We start from the raw sequence: 14983 nt of genomic DNA, 5'->3' as shown, positions 1-14983 counted from the left end.
CTCTCGTTCTTTCGGTAGAGAATATTGTTCTTCTGATGACAGAATCTAGTTCTGGGGACGCTCGTCCGGTTGGGCGGGGGCAACGGGTTGGCACGGGAGGGTGGTGCGCGGCGGGGCGAGTCGCGAGGATGGGCATTTCGGTCACGGGTGTCGGGGAGGGTGTCGTGCGCAAGGTGCTTGTGGCGAACCGGGGTGAGGTCGCGGCCCGGGTGGTGCGGGCGGCACGGGCTGTCGGGATCGAGGCGGTCGGGGTGCGGGCGCGCGACGAGGAGCCGGGAAGGCGCGGGCCGCAGGCGGTGCTGCCGGGCGACGGGGCAGCCGCCTATCTCGACGTGGCGGGCGTGGTGGGCGCGGCACGGGATGCGGAGGCCGACGCGGTCCACCCCGGGTATGGGTTCCTCGCCGAGAGCGCGGAGTTCGCGCGGGCGTGTGAGCGGGCCGGGCTTGTATTCGTGGGGCCGTCGGCCGAGGTGCTTGAGCTGTTCGGCGACAAAGGACGGGCGCGCAAGGCCGCGCGTGAGGCGGGGGTTCCCCTCGCCCCCGGGACGGACGGCGCGACCGACCTCGAAGGAGTCCTGCGGTTCTGGGACGAGAACCCCGGCGGCGTCGTCGTCAAGGCGCTCGCCGGAGGCGGCGGCCGCGGGATGCGGGTCGTCCGGGAGCGGGAACGGATCGCGGCCGCCTTCGCCGAGGCGTCCGGGGAGGCCCTTGCCGCCTTCGGATCGGCCGAGGTCGGCGCGGAACTGCTGATCGAGGGCGCGCGGCATGTCGAGGCGCAGGTCGCGGGCGACGGGACCGGCGCGGCGGTCCACCTGTGGGACCGCGAGTGCAGCGTCCAGCGACGGCACCAGAAGCTCATCGAGACGGCCCCCAGCGCGGTGCTCCCGGATAGCGCGCGTAAAGAGCTGTTGGACGCCGCCGTACGCCTCGCCGCCTCAGCGCGCTTGCGCGGCCTGGCTACCGTCGAGTTCCTTGCGCTGCCGGACGGTCGGTTCTTCTTCCTTGAGGTGAACCCGCGCCTCCAGGTCGAGCACACCGTCACCGAGCAGGTCCTCGGGATCGACCTCGTCGCCGCCCAGTTCCGGCTCGCGGCGGGCGCGTCGCTGCGCGAGGCGGGGCTGGCCGACGTCGGCGCGCCGCGCGGCTGCGCGATCCAGATCCGGGTCAACGCCGAGACCATCCGGCCCGACGGCCTCGTCGCGCCCGCCGCCGGAACCCTCACCGCGTTCGAGCTCCCCGGAGGCGCGGGCGTCCGGGTGGAGACCGCCGGACATGTCGGGATGAAGGTTGACCCGCGCTTCGACTCCCTGCTCGCCAAGCTCATCGTCCACGACCCCACCGGCTTCCCCGGCGCGGTACGCCTGGCCCGCGCCGCCATCACCGAAACCGAGATCGCGGGCGTCGCCACCAACCTCCCCCTCCAGTCCGCGATCCTCACCCACCCCGACTTCACCAACGGCCACTGCGACACCGCCTGGCTAGACCGCACCCTCCCCACCCTCGCCGCCCAAGCGGCCGCCGCGCGGCCGCGCCCCGAAGACGCCCCCGGAAGCCCGCAAGGGCGGACCGAGGACGGCGCGGCGTCCGCGCCACGAGACCCCGACGCCGCCGGGAGCGCGCACGGGAGCGCCGACGAGGGGGCGGCGTCCGCGTCGCGTGAGTCCGGGTTCGCCGGGAGCGCCGAGGGCAGCGCAGCGTCAGCGCGACGAGTTCCCGACCCCGCCGGGAGCGCCGACGGGGCGGCGGGCGCGTCGCGTGACGCTGGGTTTGCCGGGGGCGGGTTGGTTGACGACAGGGCGGTGGGCGCGCCTGTCGCGGGGCTTGTCGTCGCGGTGGAGGCCGAGCCGGGGTGCGGCGTCAGGGCGGGGGAGGTGCTGGTGATCGTTGAGGCGATGAAGATGCAGTATCCGGTGGCCGCGCCCTACGGGGGAACGGTGGTCGCGCCGCGCGTGAAGGTGGGGGACGTGGTGGGGGAGGGGGAGGCGCTGCTGCTGCTCGAGCCGGACGGGTCGGGCGGGCCGGAGGCCCGTGCGGCGGCCGAGATCGACCTCGCGGTGGTCCGCCCGGACCTCGCCGCGCTGCGCGCGCGCCGGGCGCTGCTCACCGACGACGCGCGGCCCGACGCCGTCGCCAAGCGGCACGGCCTCGGCCTGCGGACGGCACGGGAGAACATCGCCGACCTCACCGACGGCGAAGGGCTCCTCGTGGAGTACGGCGGCCTCGCCGTCGCCGCCCAGCGCGCCAAGCGAAGCGAAGACGACCTCAAGGCGCGCACCCCCGCCGACGGCATCGTCACCGGCCTCGGCCGAGTCAACGCCGACGCCTTCCCGCCCGAGCGATCCACCTGCGCGATCCTCGCCTACGACTACACCGTCCTCGCCGGAACCCAGGGCTACTTCGGCCACCAGAAGACCGACCGGCTGCTGAAGCTCGCCCACGAGCGCCGCCACCCCGTCGTCCTGTTCGCCGAGGGCGGCGGCGGAAGGCCCGGCGACACCGACGCGCCAATGGTCGCCGGCCTGCACTACCCGACGTTCACCGCGATGGGCGCGCTGAGCGGCGTCGTCCCGACAGTCGGGATCGCCGCGGGAAGGTGCTTCGCGGGCAACGCGGCACTGCTCGGCACCTGCGACGTCGTCATCGCCACCCGCGACGCCACCATCGGCATGGGCGGCCCCGCGATGATCGAGGGCGGCGGCCTCGGCGTCTTCACGCCCGAGGAGGTCGGCCCGATCGACGTGCAGACCCGCAACGGGGTCGTGGACATCGCGGTCGCCGACGAGGGGGAGGCCGTCGCGGTGGCCAAGCGCTACCTGTCCTACTTCCAAGGCCCGGTCGCCGCCTACGACGTCGCCGACCAGCGTCTCCTCAGACACCTCGTCCCCGAGGACCGCAAGCGCGTCTACGACGTCAGGGCCGTCATCACCACGCTGTGCGACGCGGGCTCGGTGCTCGAGCTGCGCGAGGCGTTCGGCCGCTGCGCGATCACCGCGCTGGCCAGGGTCGAGGGCCGCCCGGTCGGCCTGATCGCCAACGACCCCGCCGTGCTCGGCGGCGCGATCGACGCCGACGGCGCGGACAAGCTCGCCCGCTTCCTCGACCTGTGCGACGCGTTCGCCCTGCCCGTCGTCTCCCTGTGCGACACCCCCGGCTTCATGGTCGGCCCCGACGCCGAGCGCACCGCGACAGTGCGGCACTTCCCGAGGCTGTTCGTGCGCGGCGGCCACCTGACCGTCCCCGTGGCGATGGTCGTCCTGCGCAAGGCTTACGGGCTCGGCGCGCTCGCGATGTCGGCGGGCCACTTCCACAACACGTCAGCGACGCTGTCGTGGCCCACCGGCGAGTTCGGCGGCATGAACCTCGAGGGCGCGGTACGCCTGGCCGCCCGTGACGCCCTCGCCGCCATCGCCGACCCAGGCGAGCGCCAGCGCGCGTTCGAGGAGATGGTCGCGTACGCCTACGCCCAGGGCGGCGCGCTCAACACCGCGTCCCACCTGGAGATAGACGAGGTGATCGACCCTGCGGACACCCGCGCCGCCCTGACCGCCCTGCTGTTCTCCGCGCCGGGCCAGGTCCGTGACGGATGGGCCAACCCGGCCCGCCGCCCCGGGATCGACACATGGTGATCAACAGCGGTGATCATGGTGTTGACCAGGGAAGACCCTAACGCGACACCCAAGCTTTCCTGACCGGCCATAAAACTTGGTGGCCTCGTTATCTTGTGTGATTCGTGTTTAGGGGGGTAGGTTGGCGGCATGACCGCACCGCAGAACCCCACAGCCGCCGACCAGTTGCGCGGCGCGGGCCTGCGGGTGACGGCCGCCCGCGTCGCACTGCTCGACACAGTTCGGGTGGGTGACCACCTCGGCGTCGAGGCGATCGCCTCCGGGGTCCGCGAACGGGTGGGTCACATCTCCCTCCAGGCCGTCTACGAGGCGCTGAACGCGCTGACCACGGCCGGGCTCGTCCGCCGCATCGAACCCGCCGGAAGCCCGGCGAGGTACGAGGGGCGCGTCGGGGACAACCACCACCACCTGGTGTGCCGCGCGTGCGGCGTCGTCGCCGACGTCGACTGCGCGGTGGGAGAGGCGCCCTGCCTCACCGCGTCCGACGACCACGGCTTCTCCATTGACGAGGCCGAGGTCATCTTCTGGGGGCTCTGCCCCGCATGCTCCACCGCCCGCACAGCTTCGAGCACTTGATCCTGCACGGAAGGATTTCCCTTGTCTGAGAACAACGACGCCATCGTGACCGACGCGAAGGCGGAGGGCGCCACCGGCTGCCCCGTCGCGCACGACCGCGCGCTCCACCCGACCCAGGGCGGCGGAAACCGCCAGTGGTGGCCCGAGCGGCTTAACCTGAAGATCCTCGCCAAGAACCCCGCGGTCGCCAACCCGCTGGGCGAGGACTTCGACTACGCCGCGGCGTTCCAGGCCCTCGACCTCCCGGCCGTCAAGGCCGACATCGCCGAGGTGCTGACCACGTCCCAGGACTGGTGGCCCGCGGACTTCGGCCACTACGGCCCCTTCATGATCCGCATGGCGTGGCACAGCGCCGGCACCTACCGCATCAGCGACGGCCGCGGCGGCGCGGGCGCGGGCCAGCAGCGCTTCGCCCCGCTGAACAGCTGGCCCGACAACGGCAACCTGGACAAGGCGCGCCGTCTGCTGTGGCCGGTGAAGAAGAAGTACGGCCAGTCCCTGTCGTGGGCCGACCTGATGATCCTCGCCGGCAACGTAGCCCTGGAGAGCATGGGCTTCCAGACCTTCGGCTTCGCCGGCGGCCGCGCCGACGTGTGGGAGTCCGAGGAGGACGTCTACTGGGGTCCGGAGACCACCTGGCTCGACGACCAGCGCTACACCGGCGACCGCGAGCTGGAGAGCCCGCTCGGCGCGGTCCAGATGGGCCTCATCTACGTCAACCCCGAGGGCCCCAACGGCAACCCCGACCCGCTGGCGTCCGCCCGCGACATCCGTGAGACGTTCCGCCGGATGGCGATGAACGACGAGGAGACCGCCGCGCTGATCGTCGGCGGCCACACCTTCGGCAAGACGCACGGCGCGGGCCCGGCCGACAACGTCGGCGACGACCCCGAGGCCGCCCCGATCGAGGCGCAGGGCCTCGGCTGGGCGAACTCCTTCGGCACCGGCAAGGGCGCGGACACCATCACCTCCGGCCTCGAGGTGACCTGGACCCCCACCCCGACCACGTGGGACAACTCCTTCCTGGAGACCCTGTACGGCTACGACTGGGAGCTGACCGAGAGCCCGGCCGGAGCCAAGCAGTGGCGTCCCGTCGACGGCGGCGGCGCGGGCACCGTCCCGGCCGCGCACGACCCGGCGGGCAAGATCCAGCCCGGCATGCTCACCTCCGACCTGGCGCTGCGGTTCGACCCGGTCTACGAGCAGATCACCCGCCGCTGGCTGGAGAACCCCGACGAGCTCGCCGACGCGTTCGCCCGCGCCTGGTACAAGCTCACCCACCGCGACATGGGCCCGATCTCGCGCTACCTCGGCCCGGAGGTCCCGTCCGAGGTGCTGCTGTGGCAGGACCCGCTGCCCGCGGTCGACCACGAGCTGATCGACGCCGCCGACGCCGCCTCCCTCAAGGAGCAGGTGCTCGCCACCGGCCTGTCGGTGTCCCAGCTGGTGTCCGCCGCCTGGGCGTCGGCCGCCTCCTTCCGCGGCAGCGACAAGCGCGGCGGCGCGGACGGCGCGCGGGTGCGCCTCGAGCCGCAGAAGGACTGGGAGGTCAACGACCCGGAGCAGCTCGCCGCCACGCTGCGTGAGCTCGGCAAGGTCCAGGAGAACTTCAACAGCGCCCAGAGCGGCGGCAAGAAGGTCTCCATCGCCGACCTGATCATCCTGGCGGGCAACGCGGCGGTCGAGAAGGCCGCCAAGGACGCCGGCTTCGACGTCGAGGTGCCGTTCACCGCGGGCCGCGTCGACGCCTCGCAGGAGCAGACCGACGTCGAGTCGTTCGCCGCGCTCGAGCCGCAGGCCGACGGGTTCCGCAACTACGTCGGCAAGGGTGCGCGGCTCCCCGCCGAGTACCTGCTGATCGACCGCGCGAACCTGCTCACGCTGAGCGCGCCCGAGCTGACCGTCCTGGTCGGCGGCCTGCGCGTCCTCGGCGCGAACAGCGGCGGCTCGACCCACGGCGTGCTGACCGAGACCCCGGGGGTCCTCACGAACGACTTCTTCGTGAACCTCCTCGACCTCGGCACCACCTGGTCGGCCGCGGCGGCGGACAACTCCGTCTACGAGGCCCGCGACGCCGCCGGCGCGGTCAAGTGGACCGGCACCCGCGCCGACCTGGTCTTCGGCTCCAACTCCGAGCTCCGCGCCCTCGCCGAGGTCTACGCGAGCGACGACGCCAAGACCAAGTTCGTCACCGACTTCGTCGCCGCCTGGGCGAAAGTCACCGACCTGGACAGGTTCTGATTTATCGGGGCGTAAGCCCCGGTTGAGGCAGCGAAAGGCCCCGCGATCTAGGTCGCGGGGTCTTTTGTGTGGGGGGTTGACCTTGAGTGGGGTTGAGGTTGTTGGGTGGGGTCATGACGTTCACGGGTGAAGAGATCAGGTACATGGCGGGGCAGCGGCTGGGGCGGCTGGCGACGGTCGACAAGGACGGGGTGCCGCAGAACAACCCCGTGTCGTTCCGGGTGCTGGCGGACGGGGTTGTCGAGATCGGCGGGTGGAACATGGGGAAGAGCCGGAAGTTCGCCAATGTGCGGGAGCGGCCGCAGGTCTCCTTCGTCATCGACGACATCGCCTCGGTCGACCCCTGGGAGGTGCGCGGGATCGAGATCAGGGGGCGGGCCGAGGCCGTCGAGGGGCTGCCCGTCGATCCGAAGCGGCCGCAGATGAGCGGCGAGGTGATCCGGATCCACCCGAGGCGCATCCGCAGCTGGAACCTTGAGGGCGTCAGCTCGGCCCGCTGGGTCTGAGCGCGGACGCGCCCGGGCGGCGGTCCTACCAGGCGTGCAGTTTGTCCGGGTTTAGCATGATCCAGATCTCGGTGGCGCGGCCCGCGACGATCTCGGCGGACACCACGCCGAAGACCGTCTCGCCGACGGTGAGCGCAAGGCCGGGACGGCCGTTGACGGTCGTCTCGGTCAGCGTCGCCGTGGGTTCGGCCCGGTGGACCTTGCGCAGCACGCCGAACACGAACCGCGCGACCCGGTCGCGGCCGACGACCGGCCGCAGCGCCGCGCTGACCTTGCCGCCGCCGTCGCTGCGCAGCCGCGCCGACGGGTCGAGCAGCGCCGTGAGCGAGGCCAGGTCCCCGGTCGCGCAAGCGCGCTTGAACTCGGCGATCACCCTCGCCTCCTCGGACGCGGGCGTGAGCGAGGGCCTGTCCTGCGCGAGCCGACGCCGCGCCGAGGCGGCGAGCTGACGGCACGCGGCGGGACTGCGCCCGACGGCTTCGGCGATCTCCGCGAACGGGACGCCGAACACGTCGTGCAGGATGAACGCGACGCGCTCGGCGGGCGTCACGGAATCGAGCACGACGAGCATCCCGATCGCGACCGACTCGTCAAGCGTGATGCGTTCGGCCGGGTCGTCCGGGCCTGGCGCGGCGCTGGTCCAGGTGCCCGCGCCGGGCAGCGGCTCGGGCAGCCACTCGCCGGTGTACCGCTCGCGACGGCGGCGCGCCGAGGCGAGCACGTCGAGGCAGATGCGGCTGGCGACCCTGGTCAGCCAGGCGGCGGGCCGCTCGATCGCCGCCCGCTCGGACTCCTCAAGTGCGTACCAGCGCGCGTACGTCTCCTGCACGACGTCCTCGGCGTCATGCACGGACCCCAGCATCCGGTACCCGAGGTCGAGCAGGCTCCGCCGCTCGACCGCGACCGCCCACGCCTCCTCCGGCGCGCTCTCCCCGGTCATTTGGGCTGCTCCGCGAGCCAGGAGGCGTAGGTCTGGGAGCCGCGCGGCCCCGAGCCGACGGGCAGTTGCCCGCCTTCGCGCATCGCCCGGCCCGCGCTGCCGGGCACCGGGAGCGCGAGGACGGCGCGGCGGTCGCCGCGGTGGCGCAGGAGGGCGCGGACCATCTCCGGAAGATACTCCTCGCGCGGCCCGGCGAGATCGGGCACCCTGCCGCGCGGCCCGCCCACGGCGAGTTCGGCGAGCGCCTCGGCGACCTCCCGCGCCGCGATCGGCTGGACGCGGGCGCGCGGCACGACCGCGACGGGCCCCGGCGGCAGCGTCCGCACGGTCTGCGCGGCGAACTCGTGGAACTGCGTCGCCCGCAGGACCGTCCACGGGACGTTCCCGGCCTCGACAAGGTTCTCCTGGACCACTTTGCCCTGGTAGTACCCGAACGGCACCCTGTCGATCCCGACGATCGACAGCAGCACGTGGTGCCGCACCCCGGCCCGCGCCCCCGCCTCAAGCAGGTGGGTGGTCTCGGCGGTGAAGAACGCCTCGGCCTTCTTGCGGCTGAGGGTCGTGACGTTCGCCGCGTCCACGACCGCTTCGACGCCGTCGAGCGCCGCGGCGAGGCCACGTCCCGTCACCAGGTCGACGCCGCCCGCACGGCTCAGCACGACGGGTTCGTGGCCCGCCTCCGCGAGCGCCGCCACGACATGCCCGCCGACAGTTCCCGTGCCCCCGGCCACCGCGATGCGCATCTTGTCAGTCTCCGCCCCTCGTGTCCCGGACGTCGGTGAACGCCCGTCTCTCGTTTCCCTACCCCTACGACGAGACAGCCCCCGCCGATGTGAGGCGGGGGCCGGGACGCGCCGTGCCGGGTCAGCCGAAGGCGGCGGTGATCTGGGGGAGTTCGGAGGTCGTCCGGATGCCGGGAGCGGCCTCGCACACGAAGGGAACCGCGTTGACCGCGCGGTTCGCGGTGTACCCGGGGGTGACGGGCCCCAGCTCCTCCACCGGGACGGGGAAGGCGAGCTGGACGTCGAGGGGCGCGTCGCCGTCCACCCGAATCCGCCAGCCCGTCGCGCGGAGGTCCCAGGCGGGTTCCACGTCTGTCGCGCAGTACCAGTTCGCCCGGAACGTCAGCACGGGGACGCCGCCGCGCAGCCCGTGGACGATCATCCTCTGCGCGGCGACGGTCCCCGCCGCAAGGGTTCCGGCGGCGATCTCGACAGTCTCCGGGGTGACGGCGACCTCCCCCGCGGCCTCGACGCCGTCGAGGGGGATGCCGAGCGCGTCGGCGAGGGCCGCGAGGGACGGGCCGAAGCTCGTCTTGCCGTGCGCGAGCCGCGCCTCGCCGATCTCGGCGGGCGGGCGGCCGAAGCCCATGACGTCGAACAGCAGGGCGGGGGAGTCGCGCCGGGACAGGTCCGCGTACTCGTCTATGACGAGCCCGTCGAGCCGCCGCTGGATCGAGGTGAGGACGAGCGGGACGGCCTCGGTGATGAACCCGGGGCTGCTCCCCGTGCTGTGGATCGACGTCCCGCCCGTGGCGCACGCCGCCTCGATCCGCGCGCGCACGGCGGGATCGAGCGAGGCGGGCCGGTGGAACTCCCCGCGCGTGGTGACGACGTTCGCGCCCGACTCGAGCAGCCGGCAGACGGCGTCGAAGTCGCACGCCAGCGGCATGTACAGCACACAGTCGGGCTTGAGCGCGACGATCTCCCCGATGTCCCGCGTCGCGCGCACCCCCGTGGCCCCGACGACCGCGATCTCGCCCGCGTCCTTGCCCGCCTTGTCCTCGGCGTGCGCATAGAGCCCGACGAGGTCGAGCCCCGGATGCGCGATCACCTCGCGCAACGCCTTCGTCCCGATGTTCCCCGTCGCCCACTGCACGACCCGGTACCGTCCGCCACCCATGCAATCCTCCTTCTCGTCTACGAGAACGTAATTCTGCACAGAAAGAATTGCAATATCACCAGGCCGCGGGAGGGCATTGACAACAGATAACTAGTTTTCCTACTGTTTAAGTATGTATTCGCGGGGATCGCAGACCAGCCCACGCCAAGCCGGGGATCACCAGGGAGACACGCCGAAGGAGCTGCCATGACACGGCGTCTCATCCACCTCGCGGCGCATTTTCCCGGGGTGAACAACACAACAGTGTGGTCGGACCCCGAGGCCGGCAGTCAGATCGACTTCGCGTCGTTCGTGCACCTGGCCCGGACCGCCGAGCGGGGGAGGTTCGACTTCTTCTTCCTCGCCGAGGGCCTGCGGCTGCGCGAGATGAAGGGCCGCATCCACGACCTCGACGTCATGGGCAGGCCCGAGTCCCTGACCGTCCTCGCCGCCCTGGCCGGGGCGACGACGCACCTCGGCCTGGCCGCCACCGTCAACTCGACGTTCAACGAGCCCTACGAGCTCGCCAGGCGGCTGGCGACCCTCGACCACCTCAGCGACGGCCGCGCCGCCTGGAACGTCGTCACGAGCTGGGACGCGTTCACCGGCGAGAACTTCCGGCGCGGCGGCTACCTCGCCCAGGCCGACCGCTACAACCGCGCCCGCGAGATGCTCGCGACCGCGCGCGAACTCTGGGACTCCTGGGACGACGACGCGATCATCGCCGACCCCGAGACCGGCAGGTTCGTCGCCCCCGACCAGGGCGTCTTCCAACACACGGGCCCGCAGTTCGACATCTCCGGGATCTTCAACACCCCGCGCCCGCCGCAGGGCCATCCCGTGATCATCCAGGCGGGCGACTCCGAGGAGGGCCGCGAGTTCGCCGCCTCCGACGCGGACGTCATCTTCAGCCGCCACAGCGCCCTTGAGGAGGGCCGCGCGTTCTTCAAGGACGTGAAGTCACGCCTTGCCAAGTACGGCCGTCACCCCGACGACCTGAAGATCCTCCCCGCCGTCACGGTCGTCGTCGCCGACACCGACGCCGAAGCCGCCGAGGAGGCCGCGCGCATCCGCCGCGCACAGGTGAGCGCCCCTACGGCCCTCGCGTACGTCGAGGGGATCTGGGGCCGTGACCTGTCCGCCTACGACCCCGACGGCCCCCTGCCCGACGTCGAGCCCGACCCCGGCGAGGGCGTCTCGCGGGGCCGCGCCCAGTTCCGCGGCGACAGGGTCGCGGTCGCGCGGCGCTGGCGCGAGCTGTGGGACGCGCGCGGCGGCCTGACCATCCGCGAACTCGTCATCGAGGCGACGGGCCGCCAGACGTTCGTCGGCGCGCCCGCGACCGTCGCCGCCCAGATGGACGACTACGTCCAGTCCGAGGGCTCCGACGGCTTCATCCTCGTCCCGCACCTCACCCCGACCGGCCTCGACGCCTTCGTCGACCGCGTCGTCCCGCTGCTCCAGGAGCGCGGCTCGCTCCGCGCCGAGTACACCGGGACCACGCTGCGCGACAACCTCGGCCTGGCCGCCCCACGGCCCCGCAGAAAGGCGGACGCATGACCCACCTGCACCTCGCGGCGGCACTCGACGGGGCGGGCTGGCACCCCGGCGCGTGGCGCGACCCGCTCGCCCGTCCCGCCGAGCTGTTCCGGGCGCGGTACTGGGCCGACCTCGCGGCCGAGGCCGAACGCGGCCTCCTTGACTTCCTGACCTTCGAGGACGCCTTCGCCGTCCAGTCGACCCGCTGGGACGGCCCCGACGGCAGGGTCGACCAGGTGCGCGGCCGGCTCGACGCGGTGCTCGTCGCCGCGCGCCTCGCGGCGGTGACGTCCGCGATCGGCCTCGTCCCGACCACGAGCACCACGCACACCGAGCCGTTCCACGTCGCCATCGGCATCGCCTCGCTCGACCACGCGACCTCGGGCCGCGCGGGCTGGCGGCCGCAGGTGTCGGGCCGGGCCTCCGACGCCGCCCACTTCGGCCGCCGCACCTTCCCCGAGTTCTCTATCGACGCGTTCCGCACCGGCGAGTCCGCCGACGTCGTCGGCGCGCTGTTCGGGGAGGCCGCCGACGCCGTCGAGGCGGTCAGGCGGCTGTGGGACAGCTGGGAGGACGACGCCATCATCCGGGACGTCTCCACCGGAAGGTATGTGGACCGCGACAAACTCCACTACATCGACTTCGAGGGCGCGCACTTCAGCGTGCGGGGACCGTCGATCACGCCGCGCCCGCCGCAGGGCCAGCCGCTCATCACGGCGCTCGCGCACGACACAGTGCCGTACGAGTTCGCCGCGCGCTCGGCCGACGTCGTCTACGTGACCCCGCACTCGGCCGACGACGCCGCCTCGATCGTCGGCGCGGTCCGGGAGGCCGAGCGCGGCCGGACCGGCGAACCCCTGAAGGTCTTCGCCGACCTCGTCGTCTTCCTCGGCCCGGGGGCCGCCGACCGCAAGGACGCCCTCGACGAACTCGACGGCGCGCAGTACTCCTCCGACGCCCTGATCTTCACCGGCACCGCCGACGACCTCGCCGACCTCCTGCTCGACTGGCAGGAGGCGGGCATCGACGGCTACCGGCTCAGGCCCGGCGCGCTGCCCCGCGACCTCACCCACATCACCCGCGACCTCGTGCCCGCGCTCCAGGCGCGCGGCGCGTTCCGTGGCGCGTACGCGGAAGACGTCCTGCGGACCAGGCTCGGCCTGCCGCGCCCCGCCAACCGCTACGCGGCGGCCCCGTGATCCGCGCCAGGCCCTGGGACGACCCCGACGCGGTAAGGCTCCGCGCCGCCATGGCCGTCGAGATGGAGGAGCGCTACGCCGATCGCCTCGCGGCCTTCGCCGGTGACCTGCACGTCCTCGACGTGGACGCCGCCCACGTCGTCCACGTCGCGGTCGCCTACGACGGCGCGGGCACGGCGGTCGGGCACGCCGCGCTGCGCCGCAACGGTGCCGACCTCGAACTGAAACGGATGTACATCGCGCCCGAGGCGCGCGGCACGGGCGTCTCCAAGGATCTCCTCGCCCACGTCGAGGACGCCGCCCGCGCGCTCGGCCACCGCAGGGTGATCCTGCAGACGGGCGACCGCCAGCCCGACGCCGTCAGGCTCTACGAGCGCGAGGGGTACCGGCACATCCCCGTCTTCCCGCCTTACGCGGCGATCACCTTCTCCATCTGCATGGAGAAGCGGCTATGACCCTTCGCACTCGCCCTCCGGAGGCGGCCTTGAGCGTTCCCCTGTCGATCCTCGACCTCGCCCCGATCCCGTCCGGCGGGACCGCGCGCGACGCGCTGCGCAACACGCTCGACCTCGCGCGCAACGCCGAGGCGTTCGGCTACCGCAGGTACTGGCTCGCCGAACACCATCTCGCGCCGGGCGTCGCCTCGTCCGCGCCGCAGGTGCTGATCGGCGCGGTCGCCGCCGCGACGCGGCGTATCCGGGTCGGGTCGGGCGCGGTGCAGGTCGGGCACTGGACGTCGCTCGCCGTCGCCGAGCAGTTCGGCACCCTCGACGCGCTGTATCCCGACCGCATCGACCTCGGGATCGGCAGGTCGGGGCAGCGCCGCGCGGAGATCGCCGCGCAACGCGCCGCGCCCCCGCCGCCCAGGCCCGAGCCGAGGACCGTCGACGGGCTGCTCATCCCGCGCCCGTTCGACTTCAGCGTCCTGGCCGGCTCCGACCTGCTGAAGCTGCACGCGCTGCTCCAGCAGCCCGGCGCGCAGACCCCGGACTTCTCCGACACCCTTGACGAGATCACCTCGTACTTCGCCGGAACCCACCGGACCCCCGACGGGATCAGGGCGCGTTCCTTCCCCGGCGAGGGCGCGGACCCCGAGCTGTGGATCCTCGGCAGCAGCGGCGGCGAGAGCGCCCGCGTCGCGGGCGAGCGCGGGCTTCCGTTCGCCGCGAACTACCACGTCGCGCCGTCCCATGTGCTGGAGGCGGTCGAGGCGTACCGCGCGGCGTTCAAGCCGTCCGACGTGCTCGCCGAGCCGCACGTGATGGTCTCCGCCGACGTCGTCGTGGCCGAGGACGACGACGCCGCGCGCCGCCTCGCCGCGCCCTACGCGCTGTGGGTGCGCAGCATTCGCCGCGACGGGGCCGCTATCCCGTTCCCGACCGAGGCCGAGGCCGCCGCGCACCGGTGGAGCGACGCCGACCGCGAACTCGTCGCCGACCGCACCGAGACCCAGTTCGTCGGCGCGCCGGAGACCGTCGTGGAAAGGCTGCGGACCCTCCAGCGCGTCACCGACGCCGACGAACTGCTCGTCACGACAATCGTCCACGACCACGCCGCGCGCGTCAGCTCCTTCGAGCTGCTCGCCCGCGCATGGCACGGCACAGGAGAGAACCGATGACCTACGCACCGCCCGCCGACGTCGCCACGCACGGCCCTTACGGCCCGGACAGGGTCAAGGCTTCGATCGCCGCGAGACGTCCCGTCTACCCGTTCCAGGGCCGGGTCGGGACGCCGCTGTTCCCCGCCGCGCCCGGCAGGTACCACCTGTACGTCTCCTGGACGTGCCCGTACGCGCAGCGCGCCGCGATCGTCAGGGAACTCGCGGGCCTACGCGACGTCGTGAGCCTGTCGTACGTGGACGACGAAAGGGACGCGCTCGGATGGGCGTTCCGTGCGCGGCGCGGGGCCGACCCCGTCAACGGGTTCCGGTACCTGAGCGAAGCCTACGAGGCCACCGAACCCGGCTACCCCGGGCACATCTCCGTGCCCGTCCTCTGGGACACCCGCTCCCGGCGCATCGTCAGCAACAACTACCCGGACATCACCCTCGACCTCGCCACGCGGTTCACCCCCTGGGCGGACTCCTCCGTCGAGCTGTACCCCGAGCGCCTGCGCGGCCGGATAGACGCGCTCAACGACGAGATCTTCACCGACGTGAACGACGCGGTCGGCAAGGCGGGCTCCCCGGACCCGAAGACGGCGGCCCCGGCGCGGGCGCGGCTCTTCGCGGCCTTCGCCAGGTACGACGCGGTGCTCGCCGCGCACCCCTACCTGCTGGGGGACGCGCTCACCGAGTCCGACGTCCGGCTGTGGGTGTCCCTCGTCCGCTACGACTCCGTGTACAACGCGGACGCGCGGATCTCCGCCGACTCCTTGGCGGCTTACCCTTCCCTCGCGGCCTACACGTCGCGGCTTCTTGAGCTCCCGGCGTTCGCGTCCACCACTGACCCCTCGCTCACCCCGCTCGCCCGCTGA

At 72.7% G+C, this 14983-nt stretch carries 12 protein-coding genes; 9 read left to right on the top strand and 3 right to left on the bottom strand.

The window, feature by feature from the left end:
- Nucleotides 1–164 precede the first annotated feature (164 nt).
- From R9X44_RS15115 to R9X44_RS15100, 4 genes are all read left to right on the top strand, one after another.
- Complete coding sequence (locus R9X44_RS15115; protein WP_319814770.1) at nucleotides 165–3626, top strand: acetyl-CoA carboxylase family protein; 3462 nt, start codon at nucleotides 165–167, stop codon at nucleotides 3624–3626.
- Between the two features lie 129 nt (nucleotides 3627–3755).
- Nucleotides 3756–4202 (top strand): Fur family transcriptional regulator, encoded by a 447-nt coding sequence (locus R9X44_RS15110; protein ID WP_319814769.1) that lies wholly within the window; start codon nucleotides 3756–3758, stop codon nucleotides 4200–4202.
- Nucleotides 4203–4223: 21 nt separating this feature from the next.
- Nucleotides 4224–6443, top strand: coding sequence for a catalase/peroxidase HPI (katG, locus tag R9X44_RS15105; RefSeq protein WP_319814768.1), 2220 nt, complete (start codon nucleotides 4224–4226; stop codon nucleotides 6441–6443).
- Between the two features lie 113 nt (nucleotides 6444–6556).
- The gene (locus R9X44_RS15100; RefSeq protein WP_319814767.1) at nucleotides 6557–6949 is read left to right on the top strand and encodes a PPOX class F420-dependent oxidoreductase; all 393 of its coding nucleotides are present in this window, start codon (nucleotides 6557–6559) and stop codon (nucleotides 6947–6949) included.
- Nucleotides 6950–6974: 25 nt separating this feature from the next.
- Here the strand turns inward: R9X44_RS15100 and sigJ are convergent, their stop codons facing one another.
- From sigJ to R9X44_RS15085, 3 genes are all read right to left on the bottom strand, one after another.
- Nucleotides 6975–7889, bottom strand: coding sequence for an RNA polymerase sigma factor SigJ (sigJ, locus tag R9X44_RS15095; RefSeq protein WP_319814766.1), 915 nt, complete (start codon nucleotides 7887–7889; stop codon nucleotides 6975–6977).
- Nucleotides 7886–8632, bottom strand: coding sequence for an SDR family oxidoreductase (locus tag R9X44_RS15090; RefSeq protein ID WP_319814765.1), 747 nt, complete (start codon nucleotides 8630–8632; stop codon nucleotides 7886–7888). The genes sigJ and R9X44_RS15090 overlap by 4 nt, the downstream gene beginning before the upstream one ends.
- Before the next feature lie 121 nt (nucleotides 8633–8753).
- On the bottom strand, nucleotides 8754–9791 hold the full coding sequence (locus R9X44_RS15085) for a hypothetical protein (RefSeq protein ID WP_319814764.1): 1038 nt from the start codon (nucleotides 9789–9791) through the stop codon (nucleotides 8754–8756).
- Between the two features lie 186 nt (nucleotides 9792–9977).
- On the opposite strand from R9X44_RS15085, the gene R9X44_RS15080 reads away from it, so the two are divergent.
- The 5 genes from R9X44_RS15080 to R9X44_RS15060 are packed head-to-tail and all read left to right on the top strand — an operon-like array spanning nucleotide 9978 to nucleotide 14983.
- A complete protein-coding gene (locus tag R9X44_RS15080; protein WP_319814763.1) occupies nucleotides 9978–11330 on the top strand; it encodes an NtaA/DmoA family FMN-dependent monooxygenase in 1353 nt (450 codons plus the stop codon).
- Complete coding sequence (locus tag R9X44_RS15075; RefSeq protein ID WP_319814762.1) at nucleotides 11327–12508, top strand: LLM class flavin-dependent oxidoreductase; 1182 nt, start codon at nucleotides 11327–11329, stop codon at nucleotides 12506–12508. The genes R9X44_RS15080 and R9X44_RS15075 overlap by 4 nt, the downstream gene beginning before the upstream one ends.
- Nucleotides 12505–12963, top strand: coding sequence for a GNAT family N-acetyltransferase (locus tag R9X44_RS15070; protein ID WP_319814761.1), 459 nt, complete (start codon nucleotides 12505–12507; stop codon nucleotides 12961–12963). Before R9X44_RS15075 ends, R9X44_RS15070 begins: the two co-directional genes overlap by 4 nt.
- A gap of 29 nt (nucleotides 12964–12992) precedes the next feature.
- Entirely contained in the window at nucleotides 12993–14126 is a 1134-nt protein-coding gene (locus R9X44_RS15065) for an LLM class flavin-dependent oxidoreductase (RefSeq protein ID WP_319814760.1), read from the top strand.
- Nucleotides 14123–14983, top strand: coding sequence for a glutathione S-transferase C-terminal domain-containing protein (locus R9X44_RS15060; RefSeq protein ID WP_319814759.1), 861 nt, complete (start codon nucleotides 14123–14125; stop codon nucleotides 14981–14983). The genes R9X44_RS15065 and R9X44_RS15060 overlap by 4 nt, the downstream gene beginning before the upstream one ends.

Source organism: Actinocorallia sp. A-T 12471, assembly GCF_033875155.1.
GTDB lineage: Bacteria > Actinomycetota > Actinomycetes > Streptosporangiales > Streptosporangiaceae > Actinocorallia.
The sequence above is the reverse complement of the archived record's forward strand: the minus strand, read 5'-3'. Positions and strand labels throughout refer to the sequence as shown.

Coding starts and splice junctions, on each gene's coding strand:
- R9X44_RS15075 (WP_319814762.1), top strand. CDS start 11,327: ATGACCCACCTGCACCTCGCGGCGGCACTCGACGGGGCGGGCTGGCAC.
- R9X44_RS15085 (WP_319814764.1), bottom strand. CDS start 9,791: ATGGGTGGCGGACGGTACCGGGTCGTGCAGTGGGCGACGGGGAACATC.
- R9X44_RS15090 (WP_319814765.1), bottom strand. CDS start 8,632: ATGCGCATCGCGGTGGCCGGGGGCACGGGAACTGTCGGCGGGCATGTC.
- R9X44_RS15110 (WP_319814769.1), top strand. CDS start 3,756: ATGACCGCACCGCAGAACCCCACAGCCGCCGACCAGTTGCGCGGCGCG.
- R9X44_RS15100 (WP_319814767.1), top strand. CDS start 6,557: ATGACGTTCACGGGTGAAGAGATCAGGTACATGGCGGGGCAGCGGCTG.
- R9X44_RS15080 (WP_319814763.1), top strand. CDS start 9,978: ATGACACGGCGTCTCATCCACCTCGCGGCGCATTTTCCCGGGGTGAAC.
- sigJ (WP_319814766.1), bottom strand. CDS start 7,889: ATGACCGGGGAGAGCGCGCCGGAGGAGGCGTGGGCGGTCGCGGTCGAG.
- R9X44_RS15060 (WP_319814759.1), top strand. CDS start 14,123: ATGACCTACGCACCGCCCGCCGACGTCGCCACGCACGGCCCTTACGGC.